The organism is Natronobiforma cellulositropha (assembly GCF_025629245.1).
Taxonomy (GTDB): Archaea; Halobacteriota; Halobacteria; order Halobacteriales; family Natrialbaceae; genus Natronobiforma; species Natronobiforma cellulositropha.
This window is the reverse complement of the sequence record NZ_JANZXN010000005.1, coordinates 1-18,294: the sequence shown is the minus strand read 5'-3', so window position 1 is coordinate 18,294 and position 18,294 is coordinate 1. Positions and strand designations below refer to the sequence as shown.

The 18,294-nt window shown below is 64.7% G+C and carries 22 protein-coding genes; 14 read left to right on the top strand and 8 right to left on the bottom strand.

Going from position 1 to position 18,294, the window contains the following annotated elements:
- The first annotated feature begins 9 nt into the window (after nt 1-9).
- From N0B15_RS01695 to N0B15_RS01685, 3 genes are all read left to right on the top strand, one after another.
- Nucleotides 10-237, top strand: a complete 228-nt coding sequence (locus tag N0B15_RS01695; RefSeq protein ID WP_263017590.1) for a DUF8074 family membrane protein — start codon at nt 10-12, stop codon at nt 235-237.
- Nucleotides 238-402: 165 nt separating this feature from the next.
- On the top strand, nt 403-1,281 hold the full coding sequence (locus tag N0B15_RS01690) for a prohibitin family protein (protein WP_263017588.1): 879 nt from the start codon (nt 403-405) through the stop codon (nt 1,279-1,281).
- Entirely contained in the window at nt 1,274-1,438 is a 165-nt protein-coding gene (locus tag N0B15_RS01685; RefSeq protein ID WP_263017587.1) for a hypothetical protein, read from the top strand. Before N0B15_RS01690 ends, N0B15_RS01685 begins: the two co-directional genes overlap by 8 nt.
- 7 nt (nt 1,439-1,445) lie before the next feature.
- Here N0B15_RS01685 and N0B15_RS01680 read toward each other — a convergent pair whose 3' ends face one another.
- From N0B15_RS01680 to N0B15_RS01665, 4 genes are all read right to left on the bottom strand, one after another.
- Nucleotides 1,446-1,610, bottom strand: coding sequence for a hypothetical protein (locus N0B15_RS01680; protein ID WP_263017586.1), 165 nt, complete (start codon nt 1,608-1,610; stop codon nt 1,446-1,448).
- Nucleotides 1,611-2,049: 439 nt separating this feature from the next.
- Nucleotides 2,050-2,490, bottom strand: a complete 441-nt coding sequence (locus N0B15_RS01675) for a hypothetical protein (protein ID WP_263017585.1) — start codon at nt 2,488-2,490, stop codon at nt 2,050-2,052.
- A gap of 5 nt (nt 2,491-2,495) precedes the next feature.
- Nucleotides 2,496-2,912, bottom strand: coding sequence for a type II toxin-antitoxin system death-on-curing family toxin (locus tag N0B15_RS01670; RefSeq protein ID WP_263017584.1), 417 nt, complete (start codon nt 2,910-2,912; stop codon nt 2,496-2,498).
- 96 nt (nt 2,913-3,008) lie between these two features.
- Complete coding sequence (locus N0B15_RS01665; protein ID WP_263017583.1) at nt 3,009-3,506, bottom strand: hypothetical protein; 498 nt, start codon at nt 3,504-3,506, stop codon at nt 3,009-3,011.
- 157 nt (nt 3,507-3,663) lie between these two features.
- Between N0B15_RS01665 and N0B15_RS01660 the strand changes: the two genes are divergently transcribed.
- Both N0B15_RS01660 and speB read left to right on the top strand, forming a co-directional pair.
- Entirely contained in the window at nt 3,664-4,038 is a 375-nt protein-coding gene (locus N0B15_RS01660; protein ID WP_263017582.1) for a translation initiation factor IF-5A, read from the top strand.
- Nucleotides 4,038-4,859, top strand: coding sequence for an agmatinase (speB, locus tag N0B15_RS01655; RefSeq protein WP_263017580.1), 822 nt, complete (start codon nt 4,038-4,040; stop codon nt 4,857-4,859). The genes N0B15_RS01660 and speB overlap by 1 nt, the downstream gene beginning before the upstream one ends.
- Before the next feature lie 40 nt (nt 4,860-4,899).
- Here the strand turns inward: speB and N0B15_RS01650 are convergent, their stop codons facing one another.
- Nucleotides 4,900-5,721, bottom strand: coding sequence for a hypothetical protein (locus tag N0B15_RS01650; protein ID WP_263017579.1), 822 nt, complete (start codon nt 5,719-5,721; stop codon nt 4,900-4,902).
- A 95-nt stretch (nt 5,722-5,816) separates the two neighbouring features.
- On the opposite strand from N0B15_RS01650, the gene N0B15_RS01645 reads away from it, so the two are divergent.
- Together N0B15_RS01645 and N0B15_RS01640 are read left to right on the top strand one after the other, a co-directional pair.
- A complete protein-coding gene (locus tag N0B15_RS01645) occupies nt 5,817-6,593 on the top strand; it encodes a Nif3-like dinuclear metal center hexameric protein (protein ID WP_263017578.1) in 777 nt (258 codons plus the stop codon).
- 49 nt (nt 6,594-6,642) lie between these two features.
- Nucleotides 6,643-7,674, top strand: a complete 1,032-nt coding sequence (locus N0B15_RS01640) for a deoxyhypusine synthase (RefSeq protein WP_263017577.1) — start codon at nt 6,643-6,645, stop codon at nt 7,672-7,674.
- A 7-nt stretch (nt 7,675-7,681) separates the two neighbouring features.
- Here N0B15_RS01640 and N0B15_RS01635 read toward each other — a convergent pair whose 3' ends face one another.
- Complete coding sequence (locus N0B15_RS01635) at nt 7,682-9,181, bottom strand: MATE family efflux transporter (protein WP_263017575.1); 1,500 nt, start codon at nt 9,179-9,181, stop codon at nt 7,682-7,684.
- Between the two features lie 456 nt (nt 9,182-9,637).
- Between N0B15_RS01635 and N0B15_RS01630 the strand changes: the two genes are divergently transcribed.
- The gene (locus N0B15_RS01630; protein ID WP_263017573.1) at nt 9,638-10,048 is read left to right on the top strand and encodes a DUF5518 domain-containing protein; all 411 of its coding nucleotides are present in this window, start codon (nt 9,638-9,640) and stop codon (nt 10,046-10,048) included.
- Nucleotides 10,049-10,275: 227 nt separating this feature from the next.
- Here N0B15_RS01630 and N0B15_RS01625 read toward each other — a convergent pair whose 3' ends face one another.
- Complete coding sequence (locus tag N0B15_RS01625; protein WP_263017572.1) at nt 10,276-10,992, bottom strand: glycosyltransferase family 2 protein; 717 nt, start codon at nt 10,990-10,992, stop codon at nt 10,276-10,278.
- 98 nt (nt 10,993-11,090) lie between these two features.
- Between N0B15_RS01625 and N0B15_RS01620 the strand changes: the two genes are divergently transcribed.
- The 4 genes from N0B15_RS01620 to N0B15_RS01605 all read left to right on the top strand — a co-directional run bounded on the left by N0B15_RS01620 (nt 11,091) and on the right by N0B15_RS01605 (nt 14,314).
- Entirely contained in the window at nt 11,091-11,465 is a 375-nt protein-coding gene (locus N0B15_RS01620; protein WP_263017571.1) for a CBS domain-containing protein, read from the top strand.
- An 86-nt stretch (nt 11,466-11,551) separates the two neighbouring features.
- Nucleotides 11,552-12,643, top strand: a complete 1,092-nt coding sequence (locus N0B15_RS01615) for a hypothetical protein (RefSeq protein WP_263017570.1) — start codon at nt 11,552-11,554, stop codon at nt 12,641-12,643.
- A gap of 57 nt (nt 12,644-12,700) precedes the next feature.
- The gene (locus N0B15_RS01610; RefSeq protein ID WP_263017569.1) at nt 12,701-13,453 is read left to right on the top strand and encodes a hypothetical protein; all 753 of its coding nucleotides are present in this window, start codon (nt 12,701-12,703) and stop codon (nt 13,451-13,453) included.
- A gap of 324 nt (nt 13,454-13,777) precedes the next feature.
- Nucleotides 13,778-14,314 (top strand): hypothetical protein, encoded by a 537-nt coding sequence (locus tag N0B15_RS01605; protein ID WP_263017568.1) that lies wholly within the window; start codon nt 13,778-13,780, stop codon nt 14,312-14,314.
- Nucleotides 14,315-14,337: 23 nt separating this feature from the next.
- On the opposite strand, the gene N0B15_RS01600 is transcribed toward N0B15_RS01605, so the two are convergent.
- Nucleotides 14,338-14,460 carry a hypothetical protein gene (locus N0B15_RS01600; RefSeq protein ID WP_263017566.1) on the bottom strand — a complete coding sequence of 41 codons (123 nt, stop codon included), beginning with the start codon at nt 14,458-14,460 and terminating at the stop codon, nt 14,338-14,340.
- 12 nt (nt 14,461-14,472) lie between these two features.
- Here N0B15_RS01600 and N0B15_RS01595 point away from each other — a divergent pair, with 12 nt between their 5' ends.
- Nucleotides 14,473-14,637 carry a hypothetical protein gene (locus N0B15_RS01595; protein ID WP_263017564.1) on the top strand — a complete coding sequence of 55 codons (165 nt, stop codon included), beginning with the start codon at nt 14,473-14,475 and terminating at the stop codon, nt 14,635-14,637.
- Between the two features lie 785 nt (nt 14,638-15,422).
- Entirely contained in the window at nt 15,423-18,203 is a 2,781-nt protein-coding gene (locus tag N0B15_RS01590) for an N-6 DNA methylase (RefSeq protein WP_263017563.1), read from the top strand.
- Nucleotides 18,204-18,294 lie beyond the last annotated feature (91 nt).

Below are 18,294 nucleotides of genomic sequence, written 5' to 3'. Positions count from 1 at the left end.
AACCGGGGCATGGCTCTCACGATCGACCATCTCAGCGTGTTCCTGTACAATTTCGCCGTCGTGGTCAGCGGCGGCTTCATCGTCATGCAGCTCGAATTGACCGACCGCTTCGCCCTGCTCGGCATCGCCGCCATCTTCGCCGTCTTCTGGTCGGTCTACTTTTTCGTCGCCATGGTGCCACGGCTGGCCGCCGACGAGGACGACGGTGACGACCGCGAGAGCGAACCCACCCCGTAGCTCGAGACGGAACGTCCTCTCTCGTCTCCACTGGACGCTCGTCGTGGCCGTCGTCTCGAGACAGCCGGCCGTGAAACTCGTTTCGCGTTTTTGTACGTTCTGTACAACTGAAACCGATACACTCATCCCAATCTGCTCAGAACGCAGACAGTACTACGTGACAACATGGTAAGTGAATCGCAATTACAGGCAGCCGCGGTCGTCGGTGTGGTCTTGCTCCTGGTCGGCGGGATCGGCTACATTATGATGGTCGCGAGCGTCGACGAGGGGGACCGTGGCGTGAAGAAAGCACAGGGGGCGGTTACGGGTGAGGTTCTCGACCCGGGATGGCACTTCCCGCTGGTCCCGTTCTACCACTCGGTCGAGTACATCGAGATTCGCCCGCAGACCTACACGATGAGCGGTGACGTCCACGACGGTGACGTCGACCAGGAAGACGCCGTCGACTTCCGCTCGGCCGACCAGCAACACGTCGGTGCCGACATCACCGTCCGCTACAGCATCGTCGAGGACGAAGTCGTCGAGTTCCACCGCGAGTGGAACACGATCGAACAGTACGAACAGCGCCTCCTCCGGCCGGAGACCATCGACACGGTCGCCCGCGAGGCCTCCGCGCTCAACGCGACCGAGGCCAACTCCGATACGGGCCGTGCGCTGCTCAGTGACATCATCACCGACGCGCTACGCGAGGAGTCACCCTCCTACGTCGACATCGAGTCGGTCCAGGTCAGAGACATTCACTTCGACCCCTCCTTCGAGCGCGCACTCGAGGAGGTCGAAATCGCCAGCCAGGAGGCCGACGCCGAGCGTACCCGCGCCCAGGGTGACGCCGACGCCGAACGCATCCGCGCCGAAGGTGAGGCCGACGCCCTCCGGGAGGTCCAGGAGGCGCTCACCGAGGAGAACCTCGCCCTCGAGCAGATCCGCGCCTACGACGAGGGAACCGTCTTCGTCACCGACGGCGGCACACCCGTGATCCTCGACCCCGACACCGCGAGCGCCACCGACGGTGACCCCGAACCGGAAAACGAGACCGATGATTAGAGCGGTCTTCTTCGCCGGCGTCCTCCTGCTGGGCCTGGTGGGGATCATCCTGCTCTACCGCGTCTCGCTGCGGCGCATCGAGGCGAAGAAGGAACTGCGCGAGCGGGAACTCGAGCACGAAGAACGGAAGGCGCTGTTCGACGACGACGAGCTGTGAGTGGCGGCTAGCGGCGCAGCGCCGCCGCCTCCTCCTGCGTGAGATAACAGCCACAGGAAGCGACGATGGTGTCGGGACCCGTGGCGGTCACGCCGACCACCACACTCTCGCGGTGGGGACACCGCGGCGGGTTCCACTCCTCGCCGCCCCAGCGGCCGAGGTCCTCGCTCATCGGTGCCCTCCCGACGGCATCGCTCGAGCGGTCGGCGCTGGCCGTGCATCCGGCGTGAGGTGCGCTCGAGCGACCCCGAGATCGCTGCGAACGAGAGCGTTATCACTCCGAGAATCGGCGTTTCGCGGGCTGTACGGCGCGTATTCGTACCTTTTAAGGTTGCGTGGTCGGTAGAGAGTCATGGCTCCTCGAACCCCTTCCAGGGTTGATGGAAGCCACGCCTCGGGTGCTTCTACCACCCGGGGTATGTTCTGGTGCGTACCCCAACCGGTGTGCGGCGGGCGTCGCTTCCAGCGGTGAATTTCACGGAGAGATACATATAATTTCTGGAAATGGTCGGTGGCTATGGCGGTGGGCGCGCCGTGTCCGGTTCACAGATGCGAGACGCCGCTAGCAGGTTCGGTTTCCGGACACAGACAGCGGACTCGAGTGCACCGACTCACTCGTGTTCGAGCGCGTCGTACGTCTCACGGTTGAGTTCGCGTAACAGCTTCGACGTCACTCGGACGGTGTTCATTCGCTCCTCGACTGATTCAGCCGCTTCAGATGCTTCCTGGAGGCGTTGGACCCCTTCTCGCGTCGCAGACACCCGAGCGGCTCGGTCTTGGGTCTGGGAGACCGTCTCGAGCGTCTCTGCAATCTTCGCGAGTGTGGCCAGTTCCTGCGGATCGACTGCCTGTGTCGCCTCTGCGAGGGTGTCGAGGGCGTCGAATGCAGCAACGACTTCGGAAGCGAGAAGGGATGTCCCCGCTTCGTCGTCCAACTCTTGGAGCCTGTCCCTGAGCGCAATGAGTTCACTGAGCACGTCTGGATCGACAGGAGTTGGCGCACTGTCCCTGTTGTCCGCGTCGGCCATGGTATCTGGGTCTACGTCGGTCATGCGTTTCACTCTTCTGTGCCCGTCCGGATCGAATTTTCCTGGCAGTACGATACAAATTCGACCATGTCAACACTGTCGGCATCTGTCGCCAGTTTCTGTAGCCACTGACGGATCTCGCGACCATCGTACGTGAACAAGTAGCCGTTCATCGCGTAGAACACCTCTGTCGCCGCCAGTGCAGTTCGTTTGTTCCCATCTACGTAGGGATGTGCCGTGACGAGCATGCGTAACAAGTGGGCTGCTTTCTCGTGAATCGTCTCTGGGACCTTCCCGTAGTGTCCTTCGCTGATGTAGTGCAGCGCTGAGTCGACATCTCGCGGGTTTTGTATTCCTGGCTCCGTCTCCTCGCCCTCTTCGACGATATCTTCGTGAATCACGTGGATTTCATCCACGGTTGGATATGATAGCAGGTCCTCACTCATCGCCCTCTCCTCTGCCCCAACAGACCCTGTACGCTGGACATGCTCTCTAGTGTACGCACGGTGACCTTGGTCGTTTGGGGGGTAATCGAACCCCACTCACCGAGACTCGAGCCAGCCCACACCCTCCGGATGGGCTTCCACCGCCCGCTCGAGCGCCCGGGCGTTCGAGTCGCCCACAGCCGCCTCGGCCACTTCGGCAGGAACGCACACCCGGCGAGACGAGCGCGAGACGAGCAGGCCGTCGGGACCGAAGGTGAACTCGAGGTCGTAGCGCTCGAGTCGTTCGTCGGCGAAGACGGGGTGGAGCGCCGCTAACACGTCGGCGACGTACTCGAAGACGAGGTCGGTGCCCGGCTCGTCGGCCACGCCGAGGGTGACCCGGACCACCGGCACTACCGTTCCGTCCGGCCGCCGTTCGACGGCTCGGATCTCGGGGGCACGCTCGAGGTGGGTCCCGACGCCCGGCGGGAGGTCACGCTCGAGCGCTTCGTTCGCCGCGGACGCGAGCGGGTGGCGTACACGGCGACGGTGGGTGAGGACGACCGCGAGTGCGAGCAGGGCGGCCAACACGCCGGCGAGGGCGACCGTCTCCATCACGTACGCAGAGGTGGGCGTGGGAGAAAAACCTCTGTCGGCCGCGTTCGCGTTCTCGCTCGACGGCCGATATTCGCCGTACTGGCCGCTCGCGTCCTGCTACCGTCCTCGAGTCGGTTCCAAACGGTTTATGCCGCTCGGTTGATTATCCGCTCCCATGGCGAAACAGCAGAAGGAAGTTCGCGACCTCCAGGAAGGCGGCTACGTGATGATCGACGACGCCGCGTGTAAGATCAACGCCTACAGCACGGCCAAGCCAGGGAAACACGGCAGCGCGAAGGCCCGCATCGAGGCCCGTGGCGTCTTCGACAACAAGAAGCGCTCGCTCAGCCAGCCGGTCGACGCGAAGATCTGGGTCCCGATCATCGACCGCAAACAGGGCCAGGTCGTCTCGACCGACGGCGACGACATGCAGGTGATGGACCTCGATACCTACGAGACGTTCACGATGCTCATCCCCGAGGACATCGACGCCTCCCCCGACGACAACATCGAGTACCTCGAACTCGAGGGCCAGCGAAAGATCATCTGATGTTTCCTGGGGCGACTGCCGAGCGCGAGGACGCGAACTTCGTGGTCGTCGGTGCGCCCCTGGACGTATCGACGACCTTTCAGCCGGGGACCCGCTTCGGTCCCCAGCGAATCCGATCTTTTGCCGCGACGTTCGACGACTACGACCACCGGACGGACCGACACTTCTCCGACTGTGCCGTTGCCGACCACGGCGACGTCCACGCCTGGAACGACGCCGAAGCCTACCTCGAGTGGCTCGAGGGCGTGCTCACCGACGTGGTCTGGGACGATGCCGTCCCGGTGCTCCTCGGCGGAGAGCACACCGTCAGCGAGGCCGGCGTGAGGGCGTGTGACCCCGACGTGTTCGTCTGTCTCGACGCCCACCTCGACCTCAGAGCCGAGTACGACGGCGACCCGTTCTCACACGCCTGTGTCACCCGACGGGTGCTCGAGACCGTCGACGAAGCCATCGTCGTCGGCGCGCGGACGGGCAGCGAAGACGAGTGGGAGCGCGCCGCCCGTGACGACGTGACGGTCGTCGCCCCCGACGCCGTCGACGACTGGCTGGCGGACGGCCAACTCGAGGAGCGACTCGCGGGCCGGGAGTCGTACCTGAGCGTCGACATCGACGCGCTCGACCCCGCCTTCGCGCCGGGGACGGGGACGATGGAGCCGTTCGGTCTCACGCCCCGTCAGGTCCGCGACGCCGTCCGGGCGGCCGCCCCGTTCGCGACCGGCTTCGACGTCGTCGAGGTCAACGACCGCGACGACGGCCAGGCGGCGACGCTCGCCGGAAAACTCCTCCGAGAGTTCGTCTTCACCCGCGCACCACGGCCGTGACGTTCTCCTGACCGGCCGTGGCGGTCGCGGGACCGGACACCTAGATGGGACCACGCCACTCGTCCTCGTCTTCCTCTCCGAGTGCCTCACGCGCCTCCGTCAGCCACGCCGGCGGTTCGGGTCTCGTCTCGCCGAGGCGGGTGTGCGTGGTGCGTTCTGCGTACTCGAGTCCGGTCTCCGTGTCGGTCGCCCAGAGGTCGTACTGGACGACGAGTCCGTCTCCCCTGACGAGCGCGTTCACGGCGTGGGTCTCGTTCGCTTCGAAGGTGAACGGGACCTGGCCGCCGTCGGTCTCGAGGCGGTAGAGGTCCTCGCCCTGGTGTTGGCCGATCCACTCGACGCTCGTCTCGTTCGCCTCCGCGAGCGAGGTGACGACCCAGGCCAACGGCGTCCACACCTGTTGCGGTCGCTCTCGGCTGTACGATACCGACCCGTTCACCGCGTCGGTGCGGACGATCCGTTCACCGTCGTCGATCCAGTGGGTTCGCACCCCCGCTTCGAGGTCGCCGTGTTCGCCACGGATGTGTTTCGTCGCGAGAACGGTCCGCCCCCTCTCTGCCGACTCGACCTCGAGGTCGTACGTCCCCACCACGGTCCGTTCGTCTACGTACTCTCCCCTGATCGACTGGGTGTACGACTGTCCGTCGAGCGCCCTGTGGTGTGCGTCGTACAGCGCATCCCCGTCGAAGACGCCGTCGCTCGCCAGGCCGGGCGCTACCGCCTCGGCCGTCTCCCCGCCCGCGAGCGACGACTCGAGTGGCTCCTCGACGCCGAACGGCTCTCGGTCGACTGCTCCCTCTCCAGCGAACCCGCCACACCCCGCCAGGAGGACGACGAGGACGACGGCCGCGAGCCGACTCATGCCCGTTCCCTTCGTGCCACGGGCCAAATTCGTTGCTGTTCGATCACACACGACAACCGCCAGGATACAAACCCCTCGCTCCCGAACGCCCGCGTATGGATCTCACCGAGTTCGTCGACCGACTCGACGCGGAGCTGCGAACCGACGCCTACGCCGACCTCGACGCCAGCGCGAACGGTCTCCAGGTCGGTCCCCGCGAGGGGTCTGTCGACCACGTCGCCTTCGCCGTCGACGGCGTCCTCGAGACGGTCGAGCGCGCGGCCGACGCCGGAGCGGACGTCCTCGTCGTCCACCACGGTCTCTCCTGGGGCGGCTTCGACCGGGTGACCGGCCGGACCTACGACCGCCTCGCGCCGCTGTTCGACCACGGCGTCGCGCTCTACGTCTCACACCTGCCGCTCGACGGCCACCAGGAACTCGGCAACGCCGCGGGCGTCGCCGACGTACTCGGACTCGAGGAACGCACCCCCTTCGGCGAACTCGGTCCCGAGTACGTCGGCCAGCGCGGCCACCTCCCCGACGGCGGTCTCACCGCGGAGAGGCTCGCCGACCGCCTCGAGACCGCTCTCGACACCGGCGGCGAACCCGTCGACGTGCTCCCGTTCGGTCCCGACCGTATCGAGTCGGTCGCGGTCGTCACCGGCAGCGGCACCGACTACGTCGACGAGGCGGTCGCCGCGGGTGCCGACGCGCTCGTCACCGGCGAAGGGAAGGGGAAAGCCTACCACGAGGCGAAGGAGGCCGGACTCTCGGTCTTTCTCGCGGGCCACTACGCCACAGAGACGTTCGGCGTCCGCGCGCTCGAGCGACTCGTCGGGGAGTGGGAGGCAGGTCTCGAGACGACGTATCTGGACGTGCCGACAGGTCTCTGACGCCAGCGAATCCGCGCCCTTGAAACCGCTGGCGGTCTCACTCGAGGACATGACCGACGAGCACGGAGACGCAGACCCCGCTCGAGAGACGTTTTCGCCCGACCCGGTGGGACACACCGACGCCCGCGCGGGGCTGACCGCGAACGAGTTGGCGCTCGAGTACGGCCGCGCCGGACTCGGTGCGGCGACCCTGAGCGAGGCCGTCGACGTGACTGAGGCGATGTTCGACGAGGACGTGACCGTCTTCTTCGGACTCGCGGGGGCGATGGTCCCGACGGGGATGCGTCGGGTCGTCTCCGAGCTGATCCGAGACGGCTACATCGACGTACTCGTCACGACGGGGGCGAACCTCACTCACGACGCCATCGAGGCCATCGGCGGCAAACACCACCACGGCGAGACCCACGCCGAGGGCAAGACCGAGCGCGAACACGACGAGACCCTGCGCGAGGAGGGTGTCGACCGCATCTACAACGTCTACCTCCCCCAGGAACACTTCGCCGCGTTCGAGTCCCACCTCCGAGCGTCGGTGTTCCCGCCGCTCGAGCGCGAGTGCGACGAGAACGGCTCGGTCTCGATCGAACGTCTGACCCGCGAACTCGGGACGGCAAACGCCGAGGTGAACGACCGCGAGGGTATCGCCGAGGACGCGGGCGTGGCTGCGGCGGCTTACGAACACGACGTCCCGATCTACTGCCCGGCGATCCAGGACTCCGTGCTCGGCTTGCAGGCCTGGATGTACGGCCAGACCACCTCGCTGACGCTCGACGCGCTCGCCGACATGACCTCGCTGACCGACCGCGCCTTCGAGGCCGACGAGGCGGGCGCGTTCGTCGTCGGCGGTGGTGTTCCGAAGAACTTCGTCCTCCAGACGATGCTCGTCACCCCGCGTGCCTACGACTACGCCGTCCAGCTCACGATGGACCCACCCCAGACGGGCGGTCTCTCGGGGGCGACGCTCGACGAAGCCCGCTCCTGGGGTAAACTCGAGCCGACGGCCGAGAACGTCTCCGTCTACGCCGACGCCTCGATCACGCTGCCGCTGATCGTCTCCGCCGTGCGCGAACGGCTCGAGGGCTAACTCTCACTCAGCCACCGCCGTCGCCCGCCGTCGTCGCCGGTTCAGCAGCAGTGGTCTCGTCCTCGGTGTCGATGACGTGCTCGAGCCAGCGCCCGCGGAAGAACACGAGCGCACCGACGAGCGCTGCGGTGACGTTCGAGAGCGCGATGGCGTACCACGCGCCACTCGCTCCCAGCCCCACGCCGAGGATGAACACCAGGGCGAACACCGCCCTGGCACCCCACAGGGTCGTCACGCCGATGGCCATCGCCATCCGGGTCGATCCCGAGCCGTAGAACGCGCCGTTCATCATGTGGTAGACGGCCATGATCGCCCACGTCGGCGCGACGATTCTGAGGAACGTCTCGCCGTGGTCGACGACCGCCTCGGCTCCGGGACCGGTGACGAAGACGCCGACGATGGGGCGAGCGAAGACGACCGTCAGCGCCCCGGCGAGGAGGAAGGCACTCGAGAGGATGGCGATGGCGACGTAGACCGTGTGGCGGGCGCGCTTCGGGCGGCCGTGGCCGAGGTTCTGGCCGACGACGGTCTCGACGGCCATCCCCATCGCGACGGTGGGGAGCCAGACGAGCGAGATGAACCGGTTGCCGATGCCGTAGGCGGCCACCGCGTCGGCGCTGACGGTCGCGATGAGCGCCGTCATCACGATGGCGGCGACCGACTCCGTGCTCTGGTCGATGGCTCCGGGGGTGCCGATGCGGACGATTTTTCCGACCGTCTTCGCCTCCGGCCGGAGGTCTGCGAGCGAGAGGTGGATGCCGACGTGGCCGCTGAACAGCAGCCAGAGACCGATTGTCGCAGCCACTCCCTGCGAGGCGACCGTCGCCAGCGCCGCCCCCGCGACGCCGAGACCCGAGAAGCCGGTCGCGGCGAACAGCGCCGACTCGAGTCCCTCGAGTCCGAGCCAGCCGAACAGCGGATTGTCGGCGAAGCCGAGGACGGCGAACGGGTCGAGGGCGGTGTTGAGTGCGACGCTCAGTGTCGCCAGGTACATCGGCGTCTTCGTATCGCCCCAGCCGCGGAGGAGCGAGAGGAAGACGTAGAAGCTCACGGTGAAAGGCATCCCGAGGAAGACGATCCGGGTGTAGGTGCTCGCGAGGCTGTGGACCGTCGTCCCCGGCGTCGACCCGATGGCGGCGAGCAACTGCGGTGTGAGGTAGGTGCCGAGGGTCCCCGCGGCGACGGCGATCACGAGCGCGAAGCCGAGCGTCTGACCGGCGACCCGGGTCACCCGCTCGTCGTTTCCAGCCCCGACGTGCTGGGAGACGAGGATGGTCCCCGCAGTCGTCATCCCGCCGCCGACACTGACGAGCAAGAAGATGATCGGCCAGGAGAACGACAGCGCCGTCACCGGGTCCGTGCCGAGCTGTCCCACCCAGAAGGTGTCCGTGAGGTTGTAGACGACCTGTAACAGTTGCGTCGCCATCAGCGGCCCGGCGAGTGCGAGCAACGGCCACGTGATCGACCCCTCGGTAAACCGCGTCGACCGGTCCGGCGTGTCCGTCACGCGTTCCCTCCACGGCGCTGGCTGGTGGTTTCGCTCCTCCCTCCCGACTCGAGTGTCGTCGATGCTGGGTCTCTCGGGCCGAGGCTCGAGTGGCCGCCCTCAGATCGTTCGCTTCCGTGCGTGCTGTGCCTTCCGGGCCGTCTGCGCTGTGCGCCGTGCATGTCGTGTGTGGTGTGTGCTCATGGGTGTTTTCGGTCGCCGAGCGAGTCGCTCGTCAGACTAGTGTCGCAGGAGACCCTGGCGACTGCCGCCGCCGAGGTCGAACGGCCGCGCTCTCGAGTGAGCGGGCGGGTCGTGGGCCTGCGAGTCAGGCCCAGTTACAGGGCGGCGCGCATCGAATCAGGCGAACCGAAGCGCACGCCGCAGATATAGGTGTTGGTCTGAATCTCTCCTCTTCACTACAGCCCGATCGCTCTCGAAATCTATTTGTGTCAGTCATCCTTCCAGAAGAGTACTGTGTCACTTTCCACTGGTGCGTGGCGATTCGCGCTCACTGGCTTTCTAGCTTCGCTCCCGATCACTGCCGTTCTCTACTCTCCGCCGAACCCGATATGGACCACCGGTGCTGGTCTCGTACTCGTCGGACCATTCCTCGCGGGGGCCGTCGCCGCGACCTACTCGTCAGATCCGGGTGCTGCTGGCATCCGCGCTGGGTTCATTGGTGGTCTCCTCACACCGCTCGAACTTTTCGTGCCAGTATTCCTGGGACTGACGCATCCGAAATCACTCTTCACGATCGTCTTCACCCTTGCACTGGCGGTGGGAATTGGACTCCTGCTCGGTCTCGTATTCGGCTATGTCGGTGGGTGGGTGACGGCCACCGCACTCTCCCCCGGAGAGCCAGTGCGGGCCCACCGTGGCGACTGATCGTCGGACAGCTGTACTGAACGTCTGTGTCACATCGTCTGCGAGTAGCACGTCTTCGTGCATCTCGGCAGCCAGCCATCTGTGCTGGAAGCTGTCGCACGCCCTCGTCGACTCGTCTATTTCGTATCGCGCCTGCTGGTTTACGACCCGGTCAGTAACGCCGTCGCTCGAGCGTCGAACCCCTCGGAGATGCGTCGAAACGGCCGATGCGGCGTTCTCGGAACCGGTCACCCCGTTTGCTGGCTCGTATCGCGCCCGTAGCCGCTGCGGAGTCGGTGGGCATCGAGTCGCAGGTAGTGTACGAGCGTGCCGGTCAGCCCACAGCGCTCGATTCTGCGCCCGGAACTCTCGACGAGCACCTGTGGGCAGTAGCCCGTCGGCACCTGCCGGGCGAGCCCGCGACTGAACGCCGTGTCCTCGTTCGCGACGTTCGGAAAGCCACCCGCACGCTCGTAGGCCCGGTGGTGGACGACGAGGTTGAACCCCGGCAGGATTGGGTAGGCCAGCCGTGAGAAGACGTGGTTGATCGTCGTCTCCACCAGTTTCGCCTTCGCGGGACCGGTGATCCGACAGCGCGAACTCGCCGCCGCCAGCCGCTCGCCCTCTAAAAATCCGAGCATCGCCGTCAGGTAGTTCGCCCTGAGTTCGGTGTCGGCGTCGACGAACACCAGCCACTCGCCGCGGGCGGCCTGTGCGCCCTCGTGGCGACCCGCGCCGATTCCCCGCCCCGACTGTTCGAGGAGCGTCACGTCGTACTCGGTGGCGACCGCTCGGGTGCCGTCGCTCGAGCCACCGTCGACGACGAGCACCTCGTACTCGTAGGCCGTGTCCAGACTCGCGATGCTCGAGAGCGTCCCGCGGAGGTACTCGCGTTCGTTTCTCGCCGGGACGACGAAACTCACATCGGGGCGCTCCGGCATCCGACGCCGTGTGGGACTCGCCATCGGTCGTCTATCTCACGCGGGGTGCTTAAGTTGCTGCCCCGCCGCGCTGGCGCGACCAGTGGGAAAACACCAATACCCCTCGCCCTCCTCGAGTGAGTATGGACAGAGACAGACGCATCCGCGTCGAAGACGTGATGTCGACACCGCTCGAGACTATCCCCTCGTCGACGACGGTCGAGGAGGCGACGCAGGTGATGCGCGAGAAAGACATCAACGCGCTCGTCGTCACGACTCAGCCGCCGTCGATTCTCACCAGTACCGACGTCCTCGACGCCGTCGCTGCGGGCGAAGACACGGCGAGTCTGTCCGTCACCGCCGTGATGACCGAGTCGGTCGAGACCGTCCCGCCGGACCTGTTGCTCGAGGAAGTCGCCGCCATGATGACCACCTTCGGTATCAAGCACCTCCCGGTCGAAGACGGCGACCTCGTGGGGATGATCTCCTCGACCGACGTCGCCGCGCAGCTGGCCTGAGACCTCACACGGGTGGTCCCGCTCGAGTGCCGGTCTCGTGTGTGGGGTGTGGCGGCTATATCGTCTCCCGAATGCTACTTTGTGACATGGCACGTGCCGAGAGTCAACTCGAGGTCGTCGACACCGACGTCACCGGGTGGGAGTCGGTCGTCCTCACCGCCGACGCGATGGCCGCTCGAGACCTCGAACCCGGCGCCGTCGCTCTCGTCGCCGGAACACGAACGACGGCCGGAACGGTCGAACCGCCTGCGGACGGTCTCGAGGAGGGGACGGTCGCACTCGGTGAACCGGTTCGCTCGAACGCCGGCGTCGCCTCCGGCTCGCTCGTCTCGGTTACCGCTCGCGAGCCGAGAGACGCCGACTCGCTCACCGTCGTCGAACTCGAGTCGACGGGCCGGGTGACCGAAGCCGCGATCAAGCGAGACCTCAGCGGACGCGTCGTGACGGTCGACGACGAGTTCGACCTCGAGTTCGACGACGCCACCAGCGCCCGGGTACGCGTCATCTGCGGCGACCCGACCGTCTTCGACGAGGACGAAGTGTTCTCGACGGTCGAACCGCTACGCGTGTCCGACGCGACCACACTGCACGTCAGCACCACGCCGAGCGCCGCCGTCCGCGACCAACTGCTCGCCGAGTCGCGCACCGTCTTCGAGCAGTCGGTTACCCGCCGGAACGAACTCGAGACCGCTGCGCTGGGTGTCACCGAACAGAACGCGCTCATCGTCGGACTCGTCTTCGCCGGGCTGACGCTGTGGGCCGACCTCCGCTCCGGGGGTGATCCCTCGAGTTTCGTCGCCGAGTTCACCTTCTTCCCGCTGCTGGTCGTCGGCCTGCTCTCGCTGTTGCTCTCGGTGGTCCTCGCCGTCTACACCTACGCCGACCGGAACCACCGGCTCTCTCGCGGCGGGCTGTCGATCGAATCGGTCGGCCGGTTCGCCGGCATCGGTCTCGACGACGTTCGCGCCGTCATCCGCAGCGAGTACGAACCGGACACCCTCTCACTCCGGCGTGCGGAGGCCAACACCCGCTGGGCGCGGCTCAACAACCAGAAGAACCGGGAGATGAAACGCTGGACCACCAACGCACAGATCGCCCTCGTCGTCGGCTTCCTGCTGATCGGTCTCGTGCTCGTCCTCGAGCTCCTCGTCATCCTCGGCTACCTGACCCCGCCGTAGCCGACTCGCTCGAGCGACGAAAACGGCTATCGCACCCGGCTTCGAATCTCTCCGCGAATGGGTACCCACTACCACCTCGCGTCGAACCACTTCGACGGCGAGCACGCCAACAACCCCTACCGGGTCGTCTACACCCCCGAAGACGACGCCGACTTCCAGCTCGTCGAAGGCGCGATGCACTCTGAGTACGCCACCGTCGCCTCCGCTCGCGAGATTCTCGCCGACGAGCGCTGGCAGTCCCACCTCGAGCGCGCCGACTGCCTGTGGCTCCGCCCGTACCTCGAGCGCATCGCCGCCGGCGAGGAGGTCTCGGCGGCCGACCTCCTCACCGCTCGCGACCTCGCCAGCGCGGCCCGCTGGGCCGACCGCACCGCCGGCGTCAGCCGCGAGGACGAGCGCGCGTGGGCCGCTGCCGTCGACGTCCCACCCCACCCCGAGGCAGTCTCCGAAATCCGCCGGACGCTCCGGGAGGCGCTCACCGAGCCCGACGCCACGAACTGGCCGCGCTGTCGCCTCGCGTGCGTCCGGCTGTTCGCCCACGGTGACCCCGCCGACGCCCTCCTCATCTGGCGCGTTCGCGACGCCGCCCCCGGTCTCGCCGGTGGCATCGAGACCGAGCTCTGCTGTGGTGCCGGTCTCGAGGCGACGCTGGCGGCGCTCCGAGAGGCGTCCGCACCCGACGCGGCCGACGCCGTCGCCGCCCTCGAGCGACTGGCCGAGGAATCCACCGTGTTCGACGAGTGGACGCCCGCGGCGTACCGCCGCTTCTGGGGGCGCTACTACGGTCTCGACGAGCGACCTGAAGTGTAACCTTCCAGACATTCGTCGCTGACCCACCGCCTACAGCGGCACTGGACACTCTCGACAGCACTCGCAAACGTAGGTCGTGTTTAGTTAGGCGAAAACCAGCCAGCCAACCGCCGTTGGGTGGGGCTGAAAGGGGCCGACGCTCCCGGGGTGCGAGACGATGCAAGAACCGCAGGACGGAGTCCGAGGATCGCAGCGAGTCGCAGCCCTCGAGAGCGTCGGGGGCTTTCTGGGCGTTCGCGGCCAACGAGTCGGCAGGTTGAGCTAAACTAAACACCACCCAAACTCATAGGCGAAATTATATACTCGAGCGCCCCTCTCTCCGCTATGGACGTCTACTTTCAGCTCACTGCCATCATCTTGACCGTCTCCATCGTCGCTGTCCCGCTCTGGTATCCCCGATTCTCCCGCTTCCGGCGCGACGCCGACGCGGGCATCGACCACCTGCGTGAGTCGCTCACCATCACCGTCGAGGACGACGACACCGGTACCGTCCGCGTCTCGACGCTCGAGGCGGGCGACCGTGGCTTCGCCGAACTGACCGCCGCCATCGGTTCTCAGACCACTCTCGCCGACGACCCCACCGGCATCGAACTCGTCTTCACCGAACTCGACACCGAGTACGACACCCTCGTCATCGGCGGCGGTGACGTCTCGACCGGTGACGAGGCCACCCTCCGCGTGACCTACGACGACGAGCGTGCGACGACCGTCCTCGACAGCGCCGACAGCTCGCTCGAGCGCGTCCTCGACCTCACCGACCTCTCGGCGTGGCTCGACGCACACACCCACGCCCGGAGCCACTACGCGACGACCACGCTCGTCGTCCTCTGGGGGACGGCGCTGGTGCTGGCGATCCTCTAGGCCGAAAAAAACCGCTCCTCGTGTTACGTCCGCGCCGGCAGGACGCGACAGCCACACGGCGAGACGTAGCCGGTCTCCGGACCGACGACCGTCACCGTGACGATCCGCGCTCCACAGACCGGACACCGCTTCTCGGCGTCGCTCATCGCGGTAACTCCGTGGGCGGGCGCTGGCTCGAGTTCGTTGGATTCGTGCTCGAGTCGGTGCTCTCGCGGTGGGTGGAACTCGAGTTCGTGAGATCTGGTCTCGAGATCGTGGAATACGTGCTCGAGTTCGTAGTGGTCGCACTCGAGGATCTGCGCTTCCCACTCGAGTCTCCGTGATTTACACCCGAGGTCGCGCTGAGGCCCCTCGAGCGGTCTCCCAGCGCGTGGTCTCGAGGGTGGCGGTGTGCTCGCTCGAGGGCGGGTGCTGTTCGTCTGCGATACGACTGGCTTGCGAGACGTTTATGTCTCGATGGCAGCAAGTGATACATGGCATCCGAAGCCGCGTGGGTTTTGGAAGCCAGTCTTGGGTGTCTTCAGCACCCAGGGCGTTTCAATAACGCCCACCCCTGGTGGTTTCGAAGTGACCGACTTCCGTGCTGACGTAGTTCACGGAGAGTCTTAACTGTTCTGAACTGTTCTAGGGGACTGGGTGTTTAGAGCCGTCCCCGAAGGGTCTTTGAGACAGCGGGGGTACGCTCGAGTGGCCGATGACGACGCACCCGCTCGGAACCGGACTCGGCACCCGGTGGTGATGAGCCCTATGAGTGCCGAGGCTAACTCTCTATCCACACATTCTTCGGAAGAAGTGAACGAACGTCAGAGAATCACGTCTACTACCCTCTGAGAGAGGACAGTCGTCAGTTCGAGTCGGATAGAGTGCACTCTGAGCGGTCGTATAGGCCTCGTCACACCGGGAGTGGTGCGTCAACCCTCGATTGATCAGTCTCGTATTCCACAAGTAGGAGAAACGACGCATAATCCGACAGAAACACCCGTACCAAAATGGGGAGAATACATCCGAGATACTGTTAGACCGGATTTCTGTGCTCGATTATTTCCGTCATGGGAGCGAGTTCTCACGTCGTTAAAACTTTGAGGTGTGGATAAGAAGCAGTTATATAATGAGCGCAAAGGAGGCGAAGTTCCACGGCATATTTTACACGCGTTTGCTCGACTACATCGAGGAGAACGATACGCTCTTTGAGGAGCCTGTCAGCGAGAAGACGACGGACGAGGGCTTCGCCGACATCTTCATCCCATCTGCACTGAACGGCGAGATGGTCATCGAGGTCAAGAACGACAAGATCTACCCGCGGGACAAGAGCGTGATCAAGCAGGCCCGCGAGTACACCGACGCTCTCGATGCCGAGTTCTTCGCCACCTGCAACAGCAACGACTTGTTCCTCTTCCACTATCAGGGAGAGATCGAGTTGGCGGACATCGACTTCTACTACTTCAACCTCCGAGACACCGATTTGACCGAGGCGATTCCGCAGCTCCTCGGTGTCGTTGAACACGTCCACGAGGCGCAGTCGCTCCCCGATCAGACTGAGCGGGACAGGCTCGTCGGGATTCTGCGTTCGTTCCATAGTTCGATCTGGCCGACGTACCGGGAGTTGGCGCGTGAGAAGTACGGAAGCAACGAGCGGTTCACTCAGCAGTTCGACGAGTGGGTGGCGGAGAACGACTACTCGGATCTGGACGACGCGGAGCAATTCGAGGTGGCCGGGAAGCAGTACGCCTACCTGTTGACGAACAAGGTGTTGTTCTACGAGGTCATCCGGGAGAAGACGAGAGGGAAGTACGATCCCGAGACTGGCGAGACGGTGCCGGAGATCGAGACGGAGAGCGGGTTCGAACTTGACCCGTTGTACGGCCACACCACGCTCTCCAACCTTGAAAACCACCTTCAGAACCAGTTCAATGCGATCATCAAGGAGATTGACTATGAACCGATCTTCGATGACGGGACGAGTCTGTTCGCTGACTTCCCGCAGAACCGCAAGACGCTCCAGACGTTGGAGGACTTCTTGGAGAACATCGAAGCGGAATCCGTCACTCGGCTGGACGAGGACTTGCTCGGGGAGATCTACGAGGAGCTGATTCCGGCGGAGGAGCGGAAGATGCTGGGGCAGTACTACACGCCGCCGAAGATCGCGGAGACGCTGGCGTCGTGGGCCGTTCCCGACAGCTCTTCCGACGACGTTCCGAGGGTTCTTGACCCGGCGTCGGGCAGCGGGACGTTCACCGTGGAGGGATACAAGCAGTTGAACCAGTTGCCGTCGCAGCCGTCTCATCAGACCATCGTTGACCATCTCGTAGCAGTCGACATCAACAAATTCCCACTCCACCTCACCGCGTTGAACATCGCCTCGCAGAACGTGAGCGAGAAGACCGACCGGATTCACACGCACCACGACAGCTTCTTCAACCTCTCACCGGACATCGACTCCCTGTTCTCGACGAAGGTTCACGCCGAGGATGACGGCGAAGTGGGACTCTTCGACGCGGCCATCGGCAATCCTCCGTATATCGATCAACGTCGATTGTACCCCGACAAGGAACACTTCCGTCGGCATCTCACGAAGTTCGGGCCGGACGGATCTATCCCGTACTACGACGGGGACAAGCGGTTCAGCAAGCGGTGCGACGCCTACATTTACTTCATCACTCACGCGACGCAGTTCCTCAAGGACGATGGCCGTCTCGGTTACATTGTTCCGACGAAGTGGATGATGACGGGGTACGGCGAGGAGTTCCAAGAGTTCCTCCACGACTACTACAAGATTCGAGCCGTCGTCGCATTCGGGGCGCGGGCCTTCGAGGACGCCTTCGTGGACGGTGCTCTGTTGATGATCGAACGGTGCGACGACGAGGAGGAGCGGCGCAACAACGTGGTGAACTTCATTCGGGTGAAGGGGGAGATGGAGGCCGAGGACATCGTAGACACGGTTGAGTACGAACTCGACTTGGGCGACAGCCGGGAGATGATGATCCTCACTCGTGACTCCTATCGGACGGTTGCGGTGAGTCAGGAGTACCTAATGGAGCGCGAATCGGCGAAGCTCGGACACTTCGTGTCCGCGCCTCAGGAGTTCATCGAGTTGCTCGAAAACCCTCACGTCACGTCGTTAGAGAACCTGTTGCGGGATTCGAGTCGTGGGGTGACGACGGGGGACAACGACTTCTTCCTTATCGATGAGGAGGACGCCGAAGCGAGAGGGATTGACGACCGCTTCCTCGCACCCGTCATCAGATGGATCAAGCAAATGGAGCCACAGTCGAAGTTGACCGAGGACTCGACGGACGTGTACCTTCTCAACGTCCATGACTATGTCGAGGAGGCCATGTCGAGCGGTAGTTTCGAGCAGTCAGATCTGGAGGAACGCGTGAAGAGTAAACTCCGGGACGACGGATACACCGCGTTGCTGAACTACGTGCGTGAGGGCGAGGCTCAGGGAGTCAACGAGAAGCGGACCTGTGCATCGCGCGACGTGTGGTTCAATGTCGGCGAGCTCGAGCGGGCTGACATCCTTCACCCGAAGGGCTTCAAGTACCGGTTGTTCGCGTTGCGGAACGTGGACGATATGGCGGCGAACAATCGCCTCTACCGTCTCCACCCGGGGCGCGGAATCGACACGATGGTTCTGCTCGGAGTGTTGAACTCGACGGTGTATCAGGCCGCCGTGGAGACTCTCGGACGGAGCGAGGGCCGTGGAATGTTGGAGTTGTCGAAGGGAGACTTGCTCAGCCTACCCGTCCTTGACGTGCGCAAACTCGACGACGAGCAGAAGCAAAACATTCGGGATACGTTCGTCGAGTGGGAGGCCGGCGTCGACGGGGCGCAGGACGAGTTGGACGGAGTGATTCTGGACATTATGGACGTAGACCATCCGTTCTAGCTTAGTGGCTGGCTGAGATGGCGATCACGCCGAAATTGCGTCGAGTCTGACCGCAATCATGCTGAGATGACTGCTGTTCCAGCAAACCAGT

What these genes read in the sequence shown, in the direction of transcription:
- N0B15_RS01660 (WP_263017582.1), top strand. Translation starts at nt 3,664, where the DNA reads ATGGCGAAACAGCAGAAGGAAGTTCGCGACCTCCAGGAAGGCGGCTAC.
- N0B15_RS01590 (WP_263017563.1), top strand. Translation starts at nt 15,423, where the DNA reads ATGAGCGCAAAGGAGGCGAAGTTCCACGGCATATTTTACACGCGTTTG.
- N0B15_RS01650 (WP_263017579.1), bottom strand. Translation starts at nt 5,721, where the DNA reads ATGAGTCGGCTCGCGGCCGTCGTCCTCGTCGTCCTCCTGGCGGGGTGT.
- N0B15_RS01680 (WP_263017586.1), bottom strand. Translation starts at nt 1,610, where the DNA reads ATGAGCGAGGACCTCGGCCGCTGGGGCGGCGAGGAGTGGAACCCGCCG.
- N0B15_RS01685 (WP_263017587.1), top strand. Translation starts at nt 1,274, where the DNA reads ATGATTAGAGCGGTCTTCTTCGCCGGCGTCCTCCTGCTGGGCCTGGTG.
- N0B15_RS01625 (WP_263017572.1), bottom strand. Translation starts at nt 10,992, where the DNA reads ATGGCGAGTCCCACACGGCGTCGGATGCCGGAGCGCCCCGATGTGAGT.
- N0B15_RS01620 (WP_263017571.1), top strand. Translation starts at nt 11,091, where the DNA reads ATGGACAGAGACAGACGCATCCGCGTCGAAGACGTGATGTCGACACCG.
- N0B15_RS01610 (WP_263017569.1), top strand. Translation starts at nt 12,701, where the DNA reads ATGGGTACCCACTACCACCTCGCGTCGAACCACTTCGACGGCGAGCAC.
- N0B15_RS01675 (WP_263017585.1), bottom strand. Translation starts at nt 2,490, where the DNA reads ATGACCGACGTAGACCCAGATACCATGGCCGACGCGGACAACAGGGAC.
- N0B15_RS01645 (WP_263017578.1), top strand. Translation starts at nt 5,817, where the DNA reads ATGGATCTCACCGAGTTCGTCGACCGACTCGACGCGGAGCTGCGAACC.
- N0B15_RS01600 (WP_263017566.1), bottom strand. Translation starts at nt 14,460, where the DNA reads ATGAGCGACGCCGAGAAGCGGTGTCCGGTCTGTGGAGCGCGGATCGTC.
- N0B15_RS01690 (WP_263017588.1), top strand. Translation starts at nt 403, where the DNA reads ATGGTAAGTGAATCGCAATTACAGGCAGCCGCGGTCGTCGGTGTGGTC.
- N0B15_RS01670 (WP_263017584.1), bottom strand. Translation starts at nt 2,912, where the DNA reads ATGAGTGAGGACCTGCTATCATATCCAACCGTGGATGAAATCCACGTG.
- N0B15_RS01605 (WP_263017568.1), top strand. Translation starts at nt 13,778, where the DNA reads ATGGACGTCTACTTTCAGCTCACTGCCATCATCTTGACCGTCTCCATC.
- N0B15_RS01640 (WP_263017577.1), top strand. Translation starts at nt 6,643, where the DNA reads ATGACCGACGAGCACGGAGACGCAGACCCCGCTCGAGAGACGTTTTCG.
- N0B15_RS01695 (WP_263017590.1), top strand. Translation starts at nt 10, where the DNA reads ATGGCTCTCACGATCGACCATCTCAGCGTGTTCCTGTACAATTTCGCC.
- N0B15_RS01665 (WP_263017583.1), bottom strand. Translation starts at nt 3,506, where the DNA reads ATGGAGACGGTCGCCCTCGCCGGCGTGTTGGCCGCCCTGCTCGCACTC.
- speB (WP_263017580.1), top strand. Translation starts at nt 4,038, where the DNA reads ATGTTTCCTGGGGCGACTGCCGAGCGCGAGGACGCGAACTTCGTGGTC.
- N0B15_RS01615 (WP_263017570.1), top strand. Translation starts at nt 11,552, where the DNA reads ATGGCACGTGCCGAGAGTCAACTCGAGGTCGTCGACACCGACGTCACC.